The organism is Sporosarcina sp. P13 (assembly GCF_002743055.1).
Taxonomy (GTDB): Bacteria; Bacillota; Bacilli; order Bacillales_A; family Planococcaceae; genus Sporosarcina.
In genome coordinates, this window is sequence record NZ_PDYM01000014.1 from 29,801 (window position 1) to 48,122 (window position 18,322).

18 protein-coding genes are annotated in these 18,322 nt (G+C 40.4%); 3 read left to right on the forward strand and 15 right to left on the reverse strand.

The genetic code is table 11. The features are described from left to right. Nucleotides 1–255 precede the first annotated feature (255 nt). Together CSV79_RS08465 and CSV79_RS08470 are read left to right on the forward strand one after the other, a co-directional pair. Entirely contained in the window at nt 256–939 is a 684-nt protein-coding gene (locus tag CSV79_RS08465; protein ID WP_099688614.1) for an MOSC domain-containing protein, read from the forward strand. A gap of 263 nt (nt 940–1,202) precedes the next feature. After that, a complete protein-coding gene (locus CSV79_RS08470) occupies nt 1,203–1,889 on the forward strand; it encodes an urease accessory protein UreH domain-containing protein (RefSeq protein WP_099688615.1) in 687 nt (228 codons plus the stop codon). Between the two features lie 432 nt (nt 1,890–2,321). Here the strand turns inward: CSV79_RS08470 and CSV79_RS08475 are convergent, their stop codons facing one another. From CSV79_RS08475 to CSV79_RS17090, 3 genes are all read right to left on the reverse strand, one after another. Further along, entirely contained in the window at nt 2,322–2,534 is a 213-nt protein-coding gene (locus CSV79_RS08475; RefSeq protein WP_099688616.1) for an alpha/beta-type small acid-soluble spore protein, read from the reverse strand. Between the two features lie 207 nt (nt 2,535–2,741). Then, a complete protein-coding gene (locus CSV79_RS08480) occupies nt 2,742–3,071 on the reverse strand; it encodes a winged helix-turn-helix transcriptional regulator (protein WP_099688617.1) in 330 nt (109 codons plus the stop codon). A 174-nt stretch (nt 3,072–3,245) separates the two neighbouring features. Continuing rightward, nucleotides 3,246–3,500 carry a uracil-DNA glycosylase family protein gene (locus CSV79_RS17090; RefSeq protein ID WP_233201405.1) on the reverse strand — a complete coding sequence of 85 codons (255 nt, stop codon included), beginning with the start codon at nt 3,498–3,500 and terminating at the stop codon, nt 3,246–3,248. Nucleotides 3,501–4,189: 689 nt separating this feature from the next. On the opposite strand from CSV79_RS17090, the gene adhP reads away from it, so the two are divergent. Continuing rightward, on the forward strand, nt 4,190–5,203 hold the full coding sequence (adhP, locus tag CSV79_RS08490; RefSeq protein WP_099688651.1) for an alcohol dehydrogenase AdhP: 1,014 nt from the start codon (nt 4,190–4,192) through the stop codon (nt 5,201–5,203). Between the two features lie 143 nt (nt 5,204–5,346). On the opposite strand, the gene CSV79_RS08495 is transcribed toward adhP, so the two are convergent. From CSV79_RS08495 to CSV79_RS08550, 12 genes are all read right to left on the reverse strand, one after another. After that, nucleotides 5,347–5,715 (reverse strand): spore germination protein GerW family protein, encoded by a 369-nt coding sequence (locus CSV79_RS08495; RefSeq protein ID WP_099688618.1) that lies wholly within the window; start codon nt 5,713–5,715, stop codon nt 5,347–5,349. 167 nt (nt 5,716–5,882) lie between these two features. Further along, nucleotides 5,883–6,173: a cytochrome aa3 quinol oxidase subunit IV gene (gene qoxD / locus CSV79_RS08500; protein WP_099688619.1), complete on the reverse strand. Its 291-nt coding sequence runs from the start codon at nt 6,171–6,173 to the stop codon at nt 5,883–5,885. Nucleotide 6,174: 1 nt separating this feature from the next. Next, nucleotides 6,175–6,771, reverse strand: a complete 597-nt coding sequence (qoxC, locus tag CSV79_RS08505; RefSeq protein WP_099688620.1) for a cytochrome aa3 quinol oxidase subunit III — start codon at nt 6,769–6,771, stop codon at nt 6,175–6,177. Further along, on the reverse strand, nt 6,768–8,714 hold the full coding sequence (qoxB, locus tag CSV79_RS08510; protein WP_099688621.1) for a cytochrome aa3 quinol oxidase subunit I: 1,947 nt from the start codon (nt 8,712–8,714) through the stop codon (nt 6,768–6,770). The genes qoxC and qoxB overlap by 4 nt, the downstream gene beginning before the upstream one ends. 32 nt (nt 8,715–8,746) lie before the next feature. Beyond that, entirely contained in the window at nt 8,747–9,619 is an 873-nt protein-coding gene (qoxA, locus tag CSV79_RS08515; RefSeq protein ID WP_199171894.1) for a cytochrome aa3 quinol oxidase subunit II, read from the reverse strand. 449 nt (nt 9,620–10,068) lie between these two features. Beyond that, nucleotides 10,069–11,502: an S-layer homology domain-containing protein gene (locus tag CSV79_RS08520; protein WP_099688622.1), complete on the reverse strand. Its 1,434-nt coding sequence runs from the start codon at nt 11,500–11,502 to the stop codon at nt 10,069–10,071. Between the two features lie 399 nt (nt 11,503–11,901). Then, complete coding sequence (locus tag CSV79_RS08525; RefSeq protein ID WP_099688623.1) at nt 11,902–12,600, reverse strand: ABC transporter ATP-binding protein; 699 nt, start codon at nt 12,598–12,600, stop codon at nt 11,902–11,904. Then, a complete protein-coding gene (locus tag CSV79_RS08530; RefSeq protein WP_099688624.1) occupies nt 12,593–13,387 on the reverse strand; it encodes an ABC transporter ATP-binding protein in 795 nt (264 codons plus the stop codon). Before CSV79_RS08530 ends, CSV79_RS08525 begins: the two co-directional genes overlap by 8 nt. Further along, a complete protein-coding gene (locus tag CSV79_RS08535) occupies nt 13,380–14,420 on the reverse strand; it encodes a branched-chain amino acid ABC transporter permease (RefSeq protein ID WP_099688625.1) in 1,041 nt (346 codons plus the stop codon). The genes CSV79_RS08530 and CSV79_RS08535 overlap by 8 nt, the downstream gene beginning before the upstream one ends. A 13-nt stretch (nt 14,421–14,433) precedes the next feature. Then, nucleotides 14,434–15,300, reverse strand: a complete 867-nt coding sequence (locus CSV79_RS08540; RefSeq protein ID WP_099688626.1) for a branched-chain amino acid ABC transporter permease — start codon at nt 15,298–15,300, stop codon at nt 14,434–14,436. An 11-nt stretch (nt 15,301–15,311) separates the two neighbouring features. After that, nucleotides 15,312–16,472: an ABC transporter substrate-binding protein gene (locus tag CSV79_RS08545; RefSeq protein WP_099688627.1), complete on the reverse strand. Its 1,161-nt coding sequence runs from the start codon at nt 16,470–16,472 to the stop codon at nt 15,312–15,314. 411 nt (nt 16,473–16,883) lie between these two features. Then, nucleotides 16,884–18,302, reverse strand: coding sequence for an aspartate ammonia-lyase (locus tag CSV79_RS08550; RefSeq protein ID WP_099688628.1), 1,419 nt, complete (start codon nt 18,300–18,302; stop codon nt 16,884–16,886). Between the last annotated feature and the right edge of the window lie 20 nt (nt 18,303–18,322).

Consider the following 18,322-nt stretch of genomic DNA (forward strand, 5'->3'; position numbering starts at 1 on the left):
CAATTTTTCGGGAGTGCAAAGTGGATAGGTATCACGCTGTGGTTTTTCAAAATTGAATTTAGTTGGTGTTTTAGAGGGTGATTTTCAATTTTTGTAGTTTTTTATTTTGGATACGTATTTCTGCAAATACTGGATTCAAATACTTCGTTTTCAGAGAATAGGTTCGCTCGTTTGGTTGCTAAGAAGGAGTAAAAACAAGGTTAATGGTACACTTGAATTCAAACAAAAAACGCAGAAATTTTGGAGGTGAATGCTATGAAAGGTTTTAAAATTCTTTCATTGAATGTAGGAACACCCAAAGATATGAACTTTGGAAAGAAATCCGTGACGACTGGATTTTTTAAAGAGCGAATACATGAACCAGTTTTTTTATCTGAAGTGAACTTCACGGGAGACGGTCAAGGGGATTTAGTGCATCACGGAGGTGTTCATAAAGCGGTTTGTGTCTATCCTTTTTCGCATTATGCCTATTGGGAAAGTACATTGGAAAGGAAACTTCCCTCCAGTGCATTTGGTGAAAATTTGACGTTGCAAGGATTGACAGAAGAGGACGTCTGTATTGGCGATTCATTTCAATTAGGTTCAGCAATTGTCCAAGTAAGCCAGCCGCGTCAGCCATGTTTTAAATTAGCGCTCGTCTATGAACGAAAAGACATGCCGCTTCTCGTACAAAACACGGGTTATACGGGATTCTATTTCCGTGTGCTACAAGAAGGAATCGTCTCTCCACTAGATACGTTACTTCCATTAACACGCCAAGCACAAGCGATTACGGTTGCCGAAGCGAATCGCTTGATGCATCATGATAAACAAAACGTTGACGGCATCCGTCGCTTACTAGAAGTAGATGAATTGTCTCCAAGCTGGCGTAAAACATTTGAGAAACGATTGGCTGGTCAGGAAGTGGATAGTAGTGAACGAATTTCTGGGGAAAAATAAGGTGTGTGATCAGAGGATTGTGCTAGTTCTTCATCGGGCCGCCATGCGATCTCACCGGTAGGAGCTATAACCTTCCTCCTTTGTAACTGCTGTATTCACTTAAACGAACTATTTCAGTACTCTTTTCGCTTCATCTCACCAGTGTATAAAGAAAAAATATTCTAACATCATGTAAATAAATTATGTTAGAATGTTAAAGTTCTATACACAGTTCAAATGGTGTTTAGAATCGCAACGTGTAGCGTATTTAAGGAGGTTTATTAATGGAGGTAGGTTTTCTATCTATACTATCTTTAGGATTTGTTCTTGGAATCAAACATGCAATTGAGCCAGACCATGTAATTGCTGTATCTACGATTGCTAGTCAAAGTAAAAAGTTATCACGTTCCTCGTTAGCTGGAGTATTTTGGGGCATTGGTCATACTGCAACATTATTTATTGTAGGTATTATCCTTATTTTTTTGAAAGGTGACATACCAGAGAAATGGGCTATGTCCTTAGAATTTTTAGTAGGAATAATGCTTGTTTATCTTGGTATTACAACTATCCTTTCTCTCAAAAAAATCCATACACATGGGCATGCTGGGGAAGAACATAAAGGCCAACATGGGCATAATCACCAACATAAAAACGTTTCATATGTAAAATCCATGTTGATTGGCTTGGTTCACGGTCTAGCGGGAAGTGGTGCTATGGTTCTACTAACGATGAGTACCGTTAAAAGCGCATGGGAAGGCGCAATTTATATCCTGATATTTGGTGCAGGAACAGTTATTGGTATGCTTTTCTTTACTACAATTATCGGGATTCCATTTGTATTTAGTGCTAAAAAGCTAAACCTAAATAAAACACTCACCCAAATTATTGGGGTAATAAGTGTATCGTTTGGGGTTTATTACATGTACAGCTTAGGGGTAGCAGAAGGATTATTTAAACTTTGGATACAATAGCATCAGTTTACTAACGCTTGATTTTTTCAAGTGTTTTTTTAACCAAATGAAATGTAATCTTAAGTGCAATAATTGTATTTTGTACGTAGTGTTGTTGACATTTTTCTATCTGAACAATCACTTTATAAGTAGGACCCGAAAGCACGTATTGAAGGCAATGCCGCGCCTGGAAACGGACAAGCTTCCGAACGCTGAAGTAGCAAAGGTAAAATCTTATTTATGTTAGAATCCTACGCAATGAATCAAGCTCAACTTATAGAACATGCCATCCTGACTTTTGTCGGAATGGCATGTTCTTTTGTAAAAACAACGTGTTCACTATTTGATGCTTACGTTGAGTTTAAAACAAGAAAATCCTCAAACCTAGAAATCAGGTTTGAGGATTCCTTTTCATTGACCAAACGGTATAATGCATAGCCGTTCAATGAAAACTTACTTTGTATAACCGTTCATTTGTTGTTGAGCCTGACGCACTAATCGCTTAGTTATTTCTCCGCCGACGGATCCGTTGGCACGCGATGTGGAATCAGGTCCAAGTTGTACGCCAAATTCAGATGCAATTTCTTCTTTCATTTGGTTAATTGCTTGTTGTACACCTGGAACTAAAAGTTGATTTGAGTTGTTACCACTGTTGTTGTTTGGCATGTCTTTCACCTCCTGTTACCTATAGAATGGTCATTTTTCAAAAAATCATGCAGATAAATTTTTCAATGGCAAATCGGTAATTAACATCATAGCAATAGCGATTACATATGTAGAAAACCTATAACGAAATTTTTAAAAAGTACCCCTACAAAAAAGCCTTGTGTTTGTTTTCCACATAGGTACCGTCTTCTTACCCTCCTCTTTTCTTTAGACAGCCACAGGCAAAATCACATAAATATTTGCCCCTAAGCCGCTTAACTCGGGTTTTACAAACGGGATCCGCTGAATGATGCGTAATTTCTCTAGCTTTCGGAGCGTCCGTCGCACAGTTGAATTCGACATTTTTAATTTTTTTTGCATCTCCTGATGACTTATATGTGCTGCTAAATAGTCAACGGAACAACTATGAAGCAATTCCAATACCGTGCGATCCGTTTTGTTAATAGCTCTCCAGTGCATATCGATATGCTCGTGTACTGCTGCATGTAGTTCTATTTGGTTTGTAAATCTTGCGTGCTTCGTTAAGTAGTGTGTCATTTAGAAAACCCCTTTTTCTTTCTATATAGAAGGTTAGGGGTAAAAAGTGGACAGAGTGAGAATAATAATTAAAGCTACCTGCGCAAGAAATTTTCGTGTTTGTTTAAACATTCACGTTTGTCCTTTACACAGGTAGATATAGTTGATAGTGTACAGTGGTATCCCAACTGCGCTTTATTTACGTTTACCATTAGATGTATCTACCTCACGAAACATCTCCGCCACAAACAATAAATCTTCCTCAAACAGAGGTGCTAAATTCGGCCGGTGCCTTACCGCAAGCGGATGATAGACAACAGCAGTTTGAAATCCTCTTATTTTATGCCACTGCCCACGTAATCCTTTGACATCCACTTCCGGATTTCGAAAAAACGATTGAACCGCTACATTTCCTAAACAGACTACGATAGAAGGTTGTTGCTGTTGCAATTAGACTTCTAGATGATGAATGCAGATGGAGTGAACTTACTCTTTATCGTATGTACGAAGCGGTCGCCTTTTCAGAACATAGGTCACATAAAGCAATTCTTCATCCAATCCAACTTTCGATACAGTCTTTCGCAACGTTTGCCGCGTTCCGCAAACTAGTGGATTCCCTTCTCCTCAAACCCTCCTAGATGCTTGCTGACTTTCTGGCGTCGGATCTTCTTGCCAACTTTCTGAACAACAAGCATTCATCACGTTCACCCTCCTATTCACTTAGCATTCCCTGCACACATGCAAACATACCGGCACGCAATGAAATGAAAAAAGCACGGAGACAGAAATCGCGTACACAAATGTCGATTTATGTATATTTTGGATAATAGTTTACAATTATTTAAAGCCTTGCTATACTCAGAGAGTCCTGTTTTGAGGGATAGTTAACAACGCTAGTGTCCAGCGTATAAAGCGCCCTTATTAAAAGGGTCCGCACGTCAAATGATTGGGAATGTTTAAGCTATCACGTTTGACGTAACATCATGATTGTTTTTCAAACAAACACCCTATAGTAACGCGCTTTCATAATCGGCATGCTTCTTGCACTATGTAAAGTTGTACACAAGAAAAGGGAGGAATCATTCATGAAATCAGCTATCGAAAGTAAGAACGCACAAGGAACAGTAGAACAAACGACTATGAAAGCAGCAATCATTAAGGAATTCCAAACGGAGTTACAAATCGAGGATACGCCAAAACCAATACCAGGTATCGGTCAAGCCCTAGTTAAATTGGAAGCTTGTGGCGTCTGTCATACTGATTTACATGCAATCAACGGCGACTGGCCTGTTAAACCAAAACTTCCCTTGATTCCAGGCCACGAAGGTGTCGGTGTGGTAGAAGCGATCGGACCGAATGTAACATCCGTGAAAGTTGGAGACCGTGTGGGGATTCCTTGGCTATACTCTGCATGTGGTGAGTGTGATTATTGTCTAGAAGGTAAAGAGACACTTTGTCACGCGCAAGAAAACGGTGGGTATTCAGTCGATGGTGGCTACGCGGAATATTGCCTCGCTGCTGCGGATTACGTAGCGAAAATTCCTGATAATTTAAGTTCTGTTGACGCAGCGCCGATTCTTTGTGCAGGTGTGACGACATATAAAGCGTTGAAAGTATCGGAAGCGAAGCCAGGAGACTGGGTTGCTATTTACGGTATCGGTGGACTAGGTCACGTCGCACTGCAATACGCTAAAGCGATGGGCTTCAATGTCATTGCCGTGGACATTGCAGATGAAAAGTTAGAACTTGCTAAGAAACTAGGAGCCGACATTACGATAAATGGCAAAAACCAAGATCCTGCCGAAGCGATTCAGCAACAAGTCGGTGGCGCACAAGCAGCTATCAGCGTCGCGGTTGCAAAAGTACCCTTTGAGCAAGCATACCGTTCCGTCAAGCGCGGAGGCACGTTGGTTGCAGTTGGACTGCCAAATGATGAATTACCAATTCCTATTTTCAACACAGTTTTGAACGCGGTCACAGTCAAAGGCTCTATCGTCGGTACGCGAATCGACATGAAAGAAGCACTGGATTTTGCTGCTCGCGGAAAAGTGAAAGCTCAAATCGAAACTGCTCCTCTTTCCGAAGTCAATACAGTGCTTGATAAAATGGCTAAAGGCCAAATTAACGGACGAATTGTTTTGACGTTTGATTGATCGTTGATGTAATTGGATAGATTCCCTTCTATTATATAGTTTCATAAAAAGGGCGTGTCTTCTAGGTTATTATACACTAGAGGACACGCTTTTAACGTTCTGATTTTTGTACAGCCAACCTTTGAATTTCACAAATCTATCGTTCATTTTCCCTTCCGAAGCGCCCATAATCCTAAAATACCACCAACCACCACTGTCCACACGGTTAGTTTTTTCGCATCCCGAGTAGGCTCAAACTTCACCTGGTCTGGTGTGATAACATATACGCCAACGGGTTTAATGGAAAAACTACCGCCACCACCTTCCCCACCGCTACCGTCACCACCACCGCCAACTGAATATTTAACTTTTGCCACAGGTACTACCTTTTGCAAACCATGTTCAATTGGTTCTCCGTATATAAGAGACACGTCTTTTTGGTTGGCAAATTTCTTAAAAATCGTTTTAAGGGATGTTTCAATATACTCTTTCTTCACAGCATTCCCGTTCGGATGTTCTTGTCTACTATTCATGTGCATTCCCTCCTTACCTTACTCATTCGCTTTTCATCCTAAATCACCTTCTATCTATATGCCTGAGTGAATCCAATCAGGCATTTCATACACAGAACGCTGTCCAATGAACTTTCCTATAAATCATCATTAGAAAAGCACCATGCGTTTGCATGGTGCTTTTTCATTCAAATCATTTGATATCCCCACATCATCGCAAACAGTGTACCAAATATGGTAACTAGGCCGACAAACAAGGCATAACCGATATTCGTAAGCAATGCAGATTTGTTTTCATTCTCATTTACGTGCATGAAGAGAAATAACTGCAATGCTGCTTGGATTAGTGCTGTCACACCTAATATCGTCATTCCCATCGTAAAAGATAGATGGAACTTGACAACAATAAGAGCAATTAGTGAAAGGAGTAAGGAGGAAACAAAACCAATCACATGTGGAACGGGAAACAGCTGTTTCATATTACATCATTCCTTTCAAATAGACGAAGCTGAAAATGAAGATCCAGACTACATCCAAGAAGTGCCAGTACAAGGAAAAGATAAATGATTTATTTGCCGTTTCCGGTGTCAACCCGCGTTTTTTGACTTGCATCAAGATCGCACTGCCCCACAGCAAACCGAATGTCACGTGCATCCCGTGTGTTCCCAACAAAGTGAATAAAGCGGATAGGAAGGCGCTCGTCTGCATAGTCGCACCTTCGTGTATATAGGTAACAAATTCTGTAATTTCCACACCTAAGAACACCAATCCTAAAAGAAGGGTAATTCCAAAGAACGTCATCATCGCTTTCTTATTCCCTAGTCGCATCGCGTGAACACCAAGTCCAATGGTAAAACTACTGGAAAGTAATACAATCGTCTCGATCATCACAGGGGTAAGTTCAAAAATATGACTACCTGCAGGCCCATTTCCGACGTTATGTTGCAACGTAAAGTAGACCGCAAAAAGTGTAGAGAACAATACGATTTCCGCACCCAAAAAGATCCAGAACCCTAAAATTTTCAGCCTGTTTTCTTCTGTACTATATTCAAGCGGCAAAGAGTGATCTATTTTCATTCCTTCTCACCTCTCAAAGCATTTTCAGTCCGTTCAATTTCCCCAACAGAGATATAGTGTCCGTGATCTTTTTCGAATGAACGATAAGCCATCGTTCCTAAGATGAACAGGCCTGCAATGATCGCAGGAATCCACCAGCTAAAGACCATGAAGAATCCAAAGAAAAAGAAGAACACACCCATGATGAACGGCTGACCATTATTGTTTGGCATATGAATAGGTTCATAATCGTCTTCATCAGTCAACGGTTTGCCCTCTTTTTTCGAGTACCAAAACGCATCTAATGTATCGATTACTGGTACTTTTGCAAAGTTATATTCCGGTACCGGACTAGGTGTACTCCATTCCAATGAACGAGCATCCCAAGGGTCACCAGTTACTTCACGTGGCTGATATCTTGTACTCCAATAAATATTGTAAACAAGCAAGATGAAACCAATCGTTAAGCCGAGCGCACCGACCATTGAAAGCATATTCAACGGACCGTAACCTGTACTTTCAGAATAGGTATACATTCTGCGCGTCATGCCGTTCAACCCGAGAATGAAAAGTGGGAAGAACGTGACATTGAATGAAATGGCGATAAACCAAAACGACCATTTACCAAGTCTTTCATTTAATTTAAAGCCAAATAGTTTCGGGAACCAATAATGGAAGCCTGCAATTACGGCAAATACCGTACCTGGAATCAATACATAATGGAAGTGAGCGACCAAGAACATCGTATTGTGATATTGATAGTCGGCACTCGCCATGGCTAGCATAACGCCCGTTACCCCACCAATGGTAAAGATCGGTATGAATGCAAGCGAATAAAGCATGGGCGTGGTAAAACTGATTTTCCCTTTCCGCAATGTGAAGAGCCAGTTAAATATTTTGACACCCGTAGGTATCGCAATCGCCATCGTCGTAATCGAGAACACGCTGTTGACCATGACACCATGTCCCATCGTATAGAAATGGTGAACCCATACAAGGAATGACAGTAAAGAAATAGCGACCATACTGTACACCATGGATTTATAACCATATAAATTTTTCTTTGCGAACGTCGCAATGATCTCGCTGTAAATACCGAACGCCGGCAAAATTACAATGTATACTTCCGGATGGCCCCATACCCAGAACAAGTTTGCCCAAAGCATGTCCATCCCGCCATTTTGCATCGCAAAGAACTGCGTCCCAAATTGACGGTCAAGCATCATCAGTGCAAGGGCTACTGTTAATACAGGGAAAGCGAAAACGATGATGATACTTGTGATCAAAATTGACCATGTAAACATCGGCATCTTCATTAACTTCATACCCGGTGCACGCATTTTCAAAATTGTTACGAGGAAGTTAATGCCCGTCATCAGCGTTCCTATTCCTGCAATTTGCAAGGCAAGTGAATAGTAGTTATTCCCGACAGTTGGGCTAAATTCTACACTAGCAAGTGGGAAATACGCCGTCCAACCCGCATCAGGAGATCCTCCGATAACGAATGAAATATTCAAGAGCATCGCTCCGAAGAAAAAGAGCCAGAAGCTGACGGCATTTAGACGTGGGAACGCCACATCACGCGCACCAATTTGAAGCGGAATTACAACGTTCATTAACCCAATAATGAAAGGCATCGCCATGAATAAAATCATAATAATTCCGTGTGTAGTGAAAATTTCATTGTAATGCTGTCCGTCAAGCAATCCATTATCTGGTATAGCCGTTTGGGCTCTCATTAACAGAGCATCCACGCCACCACGGAACAGCATGAGCAGGGCAGCAATAATATACATAACACCGATCTTTTTATGATCAACTGTAGTCAGCCAGTGACGCCACAAATATCCCCACTTTTTAAAGTATGTAAGACCTACTGGGATTGCGATGGATACGAGTACAATGCTTACCATCGCTGCGTAGATCATCGGCTCACCCGTGACAAAAAATTCATCCCATTTCATAGCTGTTGACTCCTTTCGAGGTTATAGTTCAATTACTGTTCACCATGCATGTCCATGTCATCCCCGTGATGATGTCCTGCGTGTTCTCCTTCAGGCGCTGGGCTGAACTGTAAATGTGTAGATGAATACGTTTTACGTCCCAATACACCAGGTTCAAGCAAGTGAGTAAACTCTTCTTCTGTTAATGTAGGTGCCGTATCTTTCACATCTTGCACCCATTCGTCATAATCTTTAGCAGTTAGAACTTGCGCCTCAAACTCCATATGCGCAAAGTCTTTCCCACTAAAGTTCGAGTTTTTCCCCATATACGATCCGGGTGTATCAGCCACTAGATGAATAGTAGTGACCATATCACTCATCGCGTATTTTTGACCGGCAAGCTGAGGAATCCATAAACTTGTGATCGGTCCATAAGAATACAGCTTAAATTCTATTGGACGGTCTTCTGGAATATTGACATAGTTTACTGTCTCAATCCCTTCTTCCGGATAGCTAAAGTGCCATTTCCAGTTAGAAGAAGATGCATAGACAATCAATGGTTTTTCATGTGCATAGGCTTTTGGTGTACTTTCTACATCTATAGTAGAGCGCACCGTTACGACAGATAAAATCACGACGATAATCACTGGAATGGTAATCCACGTAATTTCTAGCCATTTACTACCTTCTTCATATGGCGGCTCATACTCATCATCCGTTTTGGAGGCTCGGTATTTCACAAGCATAAACGTAAAAAGAACATAGACAACAAATAAAACCACCGCCATCACGATGATGGAAAAGATAATCGTATCTGAAATCGTTTTGGCCTGTGGTCCCTTGGTGTCAAAAATCAGCAACGGATTATCGCAACCGGATAAAATCATAACGAGAAAACTAGAAATTAATAACCACTTCTTTTTCAATGGGTACTCCCCTCTTTCTATTCGTATGTAAAGAGCTCACACTTCTTTTATTATTGTAAAATAATAAATCGAGTTACTGTTTATTACATTTAAAGTAAATGAGCGCTTTCGTGAAACCTATATTATTCTTCTCGTATGTAAAGGTCAACACTTAACAATCGTTGTCACAAAAGGTTCTTATAATCATTTTAAATATTAGAACCTTATTAAAATATTAGAATTTAACCCAAATATAAGGAAAAATGGATTGTGAATTAATTGTGAAATACTATATTTAAAACACGTATTACTTGACTTTTTTACAGAAAAAGGATTGAGTTTCACAAATAAAAGAATGTGTAGTCTGTTAATGAGGGGGAGGCTGAAGTATTTGAACGTCATACGAAAACCCTTCGAAACGAATCGAAGGGTTTTCGTATTTTGCTATTTATTTTATAGACGTTAGACGATTAAATATCCGTCGAATAGCCATCACTGTGTATTTCAATATTCATAATGGAGCCTATTTTACGAACATTAATCCTAAGGCCCGTTTGCTGGTAATATTCACTACGTTCCCCGCGCTCGAATTCAACCACGACCGAACCTACGTTATCGCCAGTGAGTCGTGCGGTAAACAAGTTGGTACTAGGATCTCTAGTGATCGTTGCAATCTGCTCATAATCTTTCGTTAGGATTTTATGTTTTCCTATATCGAAAGTCGTTCCTTGTGCATACGTCGCCATATGCTGTTCTTTTAACGTTGCCACTTCATAAAAAAACGTACTTGTAGGGTTCACTTCTATTCCATAGCGTATTTCTTCTCCGTCCGTCAAACGAATCGTCGCGATGTACTGACCCACCTCGTTCATTTGAATACATGTTCCGTAGCCACTTTTGCATGTTGAATACTCTACATTGTCAGATAGCTTCTTGCCATCCATTGTAGTAAGGGAAATGTTTTGTATATCTTGATCGATAGATATTCTTGCTTCTGTTGGAAAATAATCAGTCGTCTGTTCTAAAGTCAACTTCAACTCACCATTTACATCTGTGACTTTTACATAATACTTTTTAAAATTTTCAGGTTCGTTGCGATAGCCATACCCCAAGCTGATAGCACCCGTCCCTTCCTTCATCGGAATCAATTGGACTCGATCGCCTGTGTAGCCGTTTGGTGTATTCTTCCCGTTTAGGAGTACCGCTTGGAATACATCCGAATTCATCTGATTAGCGTTTATCCAATGGATCCGCTCCCACCCCAAATCACTCGGTTTGATCGTAACCATTGGTGTTTTCACTTCTTCAGCAGCTTTCATCATTTTAGCCGCTTGTCCTCTAGTGATCGGATGTTTTGGGCTGTATGTGTCTGGAGTCGTACCCGTCGTGATACCGAGTGTATAAATGATTAAAATATTATTCGCGTGTGAAGGATTCTTCACATCTGTGAATGGGTTTTTCATCGCTTGATAACGCGGCAGATCAAAAGCTTTCACTAAAATAGAAGCCATTTGTTCGCGAGTAATGGGATGATTAGGACCGTACCGCCCATCTTCGTAGCCACCAATTACATTTGCTTGCGCCAAGGCTGCGATTGCTTTGTAGTAACCATTTGCTGGTGTGATATCTGTAAATCCTGGGTTCCTAACATTCGTCGTGTCTAATTTCATCAGCTTTGTGATAATGGCAGCCGCTTGTCCGCGCGTGATGGAGTTGCTTGGCTTATACGTACCATCGGGGTAGCCACCGATTATGTTACGTTCTGCAAAATTATTCACCGCCTCCGCAAAGTGCTTCGTTGGTGGCACATCTGAAAATCGCTGTTCGCTTGCTGCTGTGCCAGATATAGGTAGGCTGCATGCGAGTACAAGTGCTCCTAGTACTGAACATAGTTTCTTCTTCATTTGATCTCTCCCTCTCTGAATCTGGTAGACATTCCTTCATTGGTATTGAAGTATCGTACAGACGGTAGATTTTAGGAAAAGTTTCAAATGATTTTAAACTTCTAGAAAAATATCATTACACAGTAACTAACTCACGAAACGTCGACGCCTAACTGCAAGCGGATGTTACGCAACAGCCGTTTGAAATCCTTTCACCTTATGTCATTCCCCAGGCAATCATTTCAGGATCAGTCTACCCCTTAAATCAAGGGTAGTAGTTTAGAGAGTTGATTACGTAATAAAAATAGTAAACTTGTAGTGCGCTTCCAAAAAAATAACCTCACATGCCGATTTCAGATCGACTTGCGAGGTTGCGATTCTATTAAAATATTCCTTCTACTATTTTAGCATGTTTGTCATTTAACCTAAGTAGGATTTTTGCACAATTTCCGTATCTTTCAATTCTTCCTTTGTCCCTTCACCTACGAGGCGTCCCGCCATCAAAACATACGCACGGTCACAGAAATCAATTGCCATTTCAGCATTTTGGTCGACTAGTAAAATGGTCGTTCCTCGCTGGTGCAGTTCTGTTATTTTTTCATACACTTCATAAACGAGCCTAGGTGATAATCCCATGGATGGCTCATCAAGCAATAATAGTTTTGGACTTACCATCATTGCCCGGGCAATTGCCAACATTTGTTGTTCTCCACCGGATAATAACCCAGCCATCTGATTTTTTCGATCTCTTAAAATGGGAAAGGGCTCCGACACTTCTTCAGCCATTTGTAATCGTTCTTTAGTACCTAGCGTATAGCCGCCTAAAAGTAAATTATCCCAAACAGATAAGTACGGAAATACTTGCCTTCCCTCAGGAACTAATGTCATCCCATGATTGACTAAACGAAAAGTTCTTGCGTTCGTAATCGTTTTGTCGGCCAATGTGATTTTTCCGCTTTTAGGACGAACTTCTCCCATAATACTTTTTAGAAGAGTGCTCTTACCCGCCCCATTTGCACCAATGACGGAAACCGCTTCCCGTTCTTTCACATGAATGTTCATATCTTCTAAAGCACACACTTGACCATAATACGTGTTTAACCCTTGTACTTTAAGCATCTACCTTCACCTTCCCCATATAGGCTTCAATAACTGCAGGGTGTTTTTGAATCACATCGGCAGTCCCTTCTACAAGCTTCTCCCCAAAGTTAATTACTGTAATATGGTCTGACAATGTGTTCACTAAGTTCATATCATGTGCAATAATCAGAATCGTAATGCCTTCATTATTTACAGCCGTAAATAAATCCATTAATTCCTTTGTTTCTTTTGGATTCATCCCTGCAGTCGGTTCATCGAGCAGTAAAAGTTGTGGTTGCGTTGCTAACGCCCTAGCAATTTCAACCCTTCTTTGATTACCGTATGACAACTGCGCTGCATACTCATCTCGCACATCCCATAGCCCTACGAATTTCAAGATCTCTTCAACACGTTGTTTAGCGACCCGTTCATTTTCCCTAAATGCTTTCGTTCGCAATAAGGCAGGAGCTAGCTTCGCGCCAGTTAATAAATAGGTTCCAATCAAAACTGTCTCGAAAACTGTCATATCCGGGAATAGGCGTATATTTTGAAAGGTTCTAGAAACACCATGCTTGGCAATCTGATCCGATCTCAATGAAGTGATATCCGTTGTAAAAAAACGTACCTCTCCTTCATCAGGAGGTATAATTCCGGTAATCAGGTTAAATAACGTACTCTTACCAGCCCCATTAGGACCTATGATGGCATGTATGTGGTTTTTTTTCACTGAGAAGGAAAGGTCATTTACTGCCTTGACCCCTCCAAAAGATTTGGAAAGGCCCGCTACGGTTAAGATCGCTGTATCCGTCAGATTCTTTTTATTCATAGCCTAACCCCTCTTTCTTTACATCTACAGTTGCTTTTCCACCTTTCAACTTCTTTAATAGGGCTCGTTTTTCAATTAATTTCCTATAAAAACTGATAATCCCCATAATGCCTCTTGGGAAAAACATCATCATGATGACAATTAGCAATCCATAGATCAGCATGCGTAACTCTGGTGCTGCACGTAATGCTTCAGAAAAGATTGTCAGAAGCGATGCCCCTAATACCGCACCGATGATTGATCCTTGTCCACCGATCATGACCATTGTTAAAATGGTGACGGACATTGTGAAGTTGAATGTCTCAGGACTAACAACATGAATGAAGTGGGCATATAATGTACCCGCGGCTCCACAATATGAAGCAGAAATAGTAAACATAATCACTTTCGTTCGAAATACTGGAATCCCCATTGACTGTGCAGCTAATTCATCATCCCGAATGGCTGTACAAGACCGTCCAAAACCAGAGTTGATCAGCAATTTCGTAATAATGATTGCTACAATTACAAAGAACAGTAACAGCGGGTAATAATCAGCGTACTGAGTAAATGAAAGTGTAAACAAACCAAAATTCATTTCGGGCGGTGGTGGAATCAATGCAATTCCCATCGGCCCTCCTGTCACGTCTGTCCAATTCAGAAAAACTAGCCAAATAATTGTTCCGAATGCGAGTGTAGCCATTACTAAGTATTCTTCAATCAGTTTTAGTCCAATAAATCCGATGATGAAGCCGATGATGGCAGTTGCCAAAATCGCGATTGGTAACGTAAGCCAAAAGGACAGACCGAGTTTTGTAGAAAATATAGCCGCTATATATGCACCTATTCCAAAAAATGCACCATGACCTATGGATACTTGACCTGTATAACCGACGAGTAAATCTAATCCTAGTACAAGAAGTATATAAATCAGGATTAGATTAATGACATACATAAAGTATGGATTCGTTATTCCGAGGGGGATCATAAGTAAGGCAAGTACTCCGATGAGCAATCCTAGCCTGCGATATCCCAACTTTCTGATATGTTCCATGTCCTCTACTCCTTTATACTTTTTCTGCTACGACTTTACCGAAGATTCCTTGTGGACGAGCCAGTAAAATGACTAATAAAATGACCATAGCAACCGCATCTCGATAGCCCGAAGAAATAAAGCCAGCAGCGAAACTCTCAAGCACACCTAGCATTAAACCCGCCACCATCGCACCAGGTATATTACCCATTCCACCCATAACGGATGCTGTAAAACCCTTAAGTCCAGCAAATACACCCATTGTTGGGTAGACAAGGAATACAGGACCGACGAGTATACCAGCAAGCGCACCAACGCCCGATCCAATGGCAAATGTAATCGAAATAACTTTGTTCGCATTTATACCCATCAATTCAGTCGCTTGAATGTTTTGGGATGCTGCTTGCACGGCTTTCCCCATTAATGTACGATTCATGAAAAACTCAAGAAGGAACATGACAATGATCGTTACAATAATGATGAAAATATAATGTTGATTGACCATCATCCCACCGATATTAATATTGTTTGAAAGAAAAGGAGAGGCTAGTCTTTCAGGTGAAGCCCCCCAGATCAGTTGTGCGGAGTTTTGTAGAACAATCGCAATACCGATAGCCGCAATAAGTAAGTTTAATTTTGGAGCGCTACGCATTTTCTTATAAACCAGTTTCTCCATTAAATAACCTAATAGAGCACCCGCCAACATACCACAAGTATAAGCCAACCAAACTGGAGCACCTAGGTACATAGTGGTAAGGGCAACAAATGCCCCTCCCATATATACCTCACCATGTGCAAAGTTGATGAATCGCAAGACATTCCAAACCATCGTATAGCCGATTGCCATTAATGCATAAACGCTTCCCAAGACAATCCCATTTATTAATTGATCGACAATCATAAATAATCACCCTATTCCTGGATTATTATAAACTTCTGGTCTTTCACTTGCATGATCATTGGGGCATTTGAGCGTTCGCCATCTTCGTCAAATTGAATTAATCCTGTCGTCCCTTCTAGCTGAATATTCGCCAATGCGTCACGGACCTTTTCAGGTGAATCTCCGCCCTCTTCAAAGGCTTTTGCAATAGTCATTGCAGCGTCATAGGCGATTGCTGTATTCGCTTCAGGCTGGATATTATTCTCTTCACTTAATTTAATAAATTCATTCATTGCCTCTGTATCCATTTCCATGTTAATCATAGATGCAAAGATATGATTTTCAACTGCATCTCCACCTAATTCAATCAACTGTTCAGAATACATTGAGTCATCAGGTGAGAAAAACTGAACATCTAATCCCGCTTGTTTTGCTTGTTGTGCAATTAAAGCCACTTCGTTGTAGAGACCTACAATCATCACGGCATCTGGTTTCAATTTTTTTATTTTAGATAATTGGGAAGAGAAGTTTTTATCCCCTGGGTTATATGTTTCCGTTGCAATAAACTCAACACCTAAAGATTCCGCTGCTTTTTTCGCAGACTCGGACATGGTGATTCCATAATCAGTATTTTCATACAGTGATGCAATTTTCTTGATTCCCTTTTCTTCAGTCATATATTTTAATGCTGCTGGCACATACACTTGACCAGTTAAGATGATACGGAATAAATAGTCATTATCTAAAGTAGTGAATTCCGGACTTGCTCCCATGTGAACATGAAGTGCCTTGGCATTTTTTGATACCTCTTGAGCCGCTAAAGTGGGTGATGAATTATAGCCGCCAATTATCGCTTTAACATTATCATTCATTATCATTTTGTTCACAACGGCAACTGCTTCTGATGGTGTCGCTTTATCATCCCCAACGACTAACTCCAACTTTTTGCCGTTTACTCCACCTTCTGCATTAACCTTTTTAAAAGCAAGATCAACCCCATTTTTCATATCTTGTCCATATTGGGCATTGTCCCCGGTCATTGGAGCTTGCAAACCCACTCGAATGGTTTCACCTTTGTCAGATGCTTCAGCTTTTGAAGATGTCCCTTCTTCCGATGAACACCCTGCTAGAATTAGTGTGAGTGCCATGAAGATAGCAATAAATCCATGGAACTTAGTTTTTCCGAATGTCATTTTCATTCCCCCTAGAATTATTTAAAACAATCTGGATTGCAAAAGTAGAACTTATCCGAAGCAAGTGGTAACATCGTTGATTTTTTGTATCCCTCCTTATTTCCTGCGTAATATTGCTAAAAAAAATTAAAGAAGATACCCACAGATTGTAAGCGCTTACCTCAATTGCTACACAATCAATTAGGAAATTATCCTCAAATAACCCTAAAATGAACTTACAACTACGAATATAGTGTTTTTTCTGATAATTGTCAATGTATTTTTCTTTATTTTATCAGAAAAGGTGAATATGATAGTATGTTATATTTTTATACAAAACCCACCAAAGTTCTACATTTTTATATACTCTTCGTCTTTTCTAAAAAAATCCCCACAAAGCAATTTCACATCGTTTTGCGGGGTGTTCTTATTTTATGATATGCCCACTGCTTTTTTTAGTAGAGCTGAACCGGCAATGCCGGGTTCAGTCATTTCCTTTGCATCCAAAATGATATCAAGTTCTTCTGAGGTCAGATATCCATGACGTATACAAATCGACCGTACTGACTGCCCAGTAACAAGTGCTTCCTTCGCAACTTTAGATGCAATTTCATAACTGACGTGCGGATTGATTGCAGTTACAATCCCAACACTTGATTCTACTAACTCTTTACAACGTTCAACATTTGCCGTAATTCCTTTAATTGCATACTCCGATAGTACACCTACACCATTTGTAAGCATCGTGAGGGATTTTAATAAATTTGATACAATAACTGGTCCCATCACATTAAGTTCTAATTGACCTGCTTCAGAAGCTAGCGAAATGGTATGGTCATTTCCGATAACCTGGAATGATATCTGATTAATGACTTCTGGAATAACAGGGTTCACTTTTCCTGGCATGATGGATGAACCTGGTTGTCTGGCAGGTAAATTAATTTCATTGAATCCGGTTAACGGGCCAGATGATAGTAAACGTAAATCATTTGCAATTTTGGATAGATTGATAGCTAGGATTTTCAAAGCAGAAGAGATTTCTGTATAACGATCTGTATTTTGTGTAATATCCACTAAGTTCTCTGCTTTTTCCAATGGATAGTTTGTTTCTTCTATTAAATACTCCATCACTTTTTCGCGATAATCAATTCTAGCATTCAGACCCGTTCCTATCGCAGTTGCCCCAATACTAATTTTATTTAACTGCCGTACAGATTGTTCAATACGATGTATATCGCGTTGGATGACACAGGCATAAGCACCAAATTCTTGACCCAATCGTATGGGGATGGCATCTTGCAAATGCGTGCGCCCCATTTTGATAACGTTTTCAAACTCCTCTTCTTTAATGACTAACTGTTCATGCAAGGCGTTCAAACCTGCGCATAAGCCTTTTGCTAATTTTAGCAAGGTAAGATGGACTGCTGTGGGGATAACATCATTTGTTGACTGGGACATATTGACATGAGAGTTTGGGCTAACAGAGACATTTGAACTTTTCAATATCTCCATTGCACGATTGGCAAGTACCTCATTAACATTCATATTCAATGAAGTGCCAGCACCTCCCTGAATCGTATCCACTACAATCTGATTATTCCACATACCCAATTCCATTTCCTGAGCGGACTTTCCAATGGCTACTGCGATGGATTTATCCAACAGTCCTATCTCCGCATTGGCTTTAGCAGCAACTTTTTTAATGATTGCTATAGATCGAATCAATTCAGGATGTGGTTTCTCCCCCGTAATCGGAAAGTTATCTAGGGCTCTAGCTGTTTGTATACCATAATAAGCGTTTGCAGGAATCTGTTTCTCTCCTAAAGAATCACTTTCTATACGATATTTCACATCTATCCATCCCTTTCTAG

Bases quoted from the DNA above. Each gene is read 5' to 3' on its own strand.
- CSV79_RS08520 (WP_099688622.1), bottom strand. From the start codon at position 11,502: ATGAAGAAGAAACTATGTTCAGTACTAGGAGCACTTGTACTCGCATGC.
- qoxD (WP_099688619.1), bottom strand. From the start codon at position 6,173: ATGAAACAGCTGTTTCCCGTTCCACATGTGATTGGTTTTGTTTCCTCC.
- CSV79_RS08535 (WP_099688625.1), bottom strand. From the start codon at position 14,420: ATGGAACATATCAGAAAGTTGGGATATCGCAGGCTAGGATTGCTCATC.
- CSV79_RS08470 (WP_099688615.1), top strand. From the start codon at position 1,203: ATGGAGGTAGGTTTTCTATCTATACTATCTTTAGGATTTGTTCTTGGA.
- qoxC (WP_099688620.1), bottom strand. From the start codon at position 6,771: ATGAAAATAGATCACTCTTTGCCGCTTGAATATAGTACAGAAGAAAAC.
- CSV79_RS08525 (WP_099688623.1), bottom strand. From the start codon at position 12,600: ATGCTTAAAGTACAAGGGTTAAACACGTATTATGGTCAAGTGTGTGCT.
- qoxB (WP_099688621.1), bottom strand. From the start codon at position 8,714: ATGAAATGGGATGAATTTTTTGTCACGGGTGAGCCGATGATCTACGCA.
- CSV79_RS08495 (WP_099688618.1), bottom strand. From the start codon at position 5,715: ATGAATAGTAGACAAGAACATCCGAACGGGAATGCTGTGAAGAAAGAG.
- CSV79_RS08480 (WP_099688617.1), bottom strand. From the start codon at position 3,071: ATGACACACTACTTAACGAAGCACGCAAGATTTACAAACCAAATAGAA.
- CSV79_RS08540 (WP_099688626.1), bottom strand. From the start codon at position 15,300: ATGATTGTCGATCAATTAATAAATGGGATTGTCTTGGGAAGCGTTTAT.
- CSV79_RS08530 (WP_099688624.1), bottom strand. From the start codon at position 13,387: ATGAATAAAAAGAATCTGACGGATACAGCGATCTTAACCGTAGCGGGC.
- CSV79_RS08475 (WP_099688616.1), bottom strand. From the start codon at position 2,534: ATGCCAAACAACAACAGTGGTAACAACTCAAATCAACTTTTAGTTCCA.
- adhP (WP_099688651.1), top strand. From the start codon at position 4,190: ATGAAAGCAGCAATCATTAAGGAATTCCAAACGGAGTTACAAATCGAG.
- CSV79_RS08545 (WP_099688627.1), bottom strand. From the start codon at position 16,472: ATGACATTCGGAAAAACTAAGTTCCATGGATTTATTGCTATCTTCATG.
- CSV79_RS08465 (WP_099688614.1), top strand. From the start codon at position 256: ATGAAAGGTTTTAAAATTCTTTCATTGAATGTAGGAACACCCAAAGAT.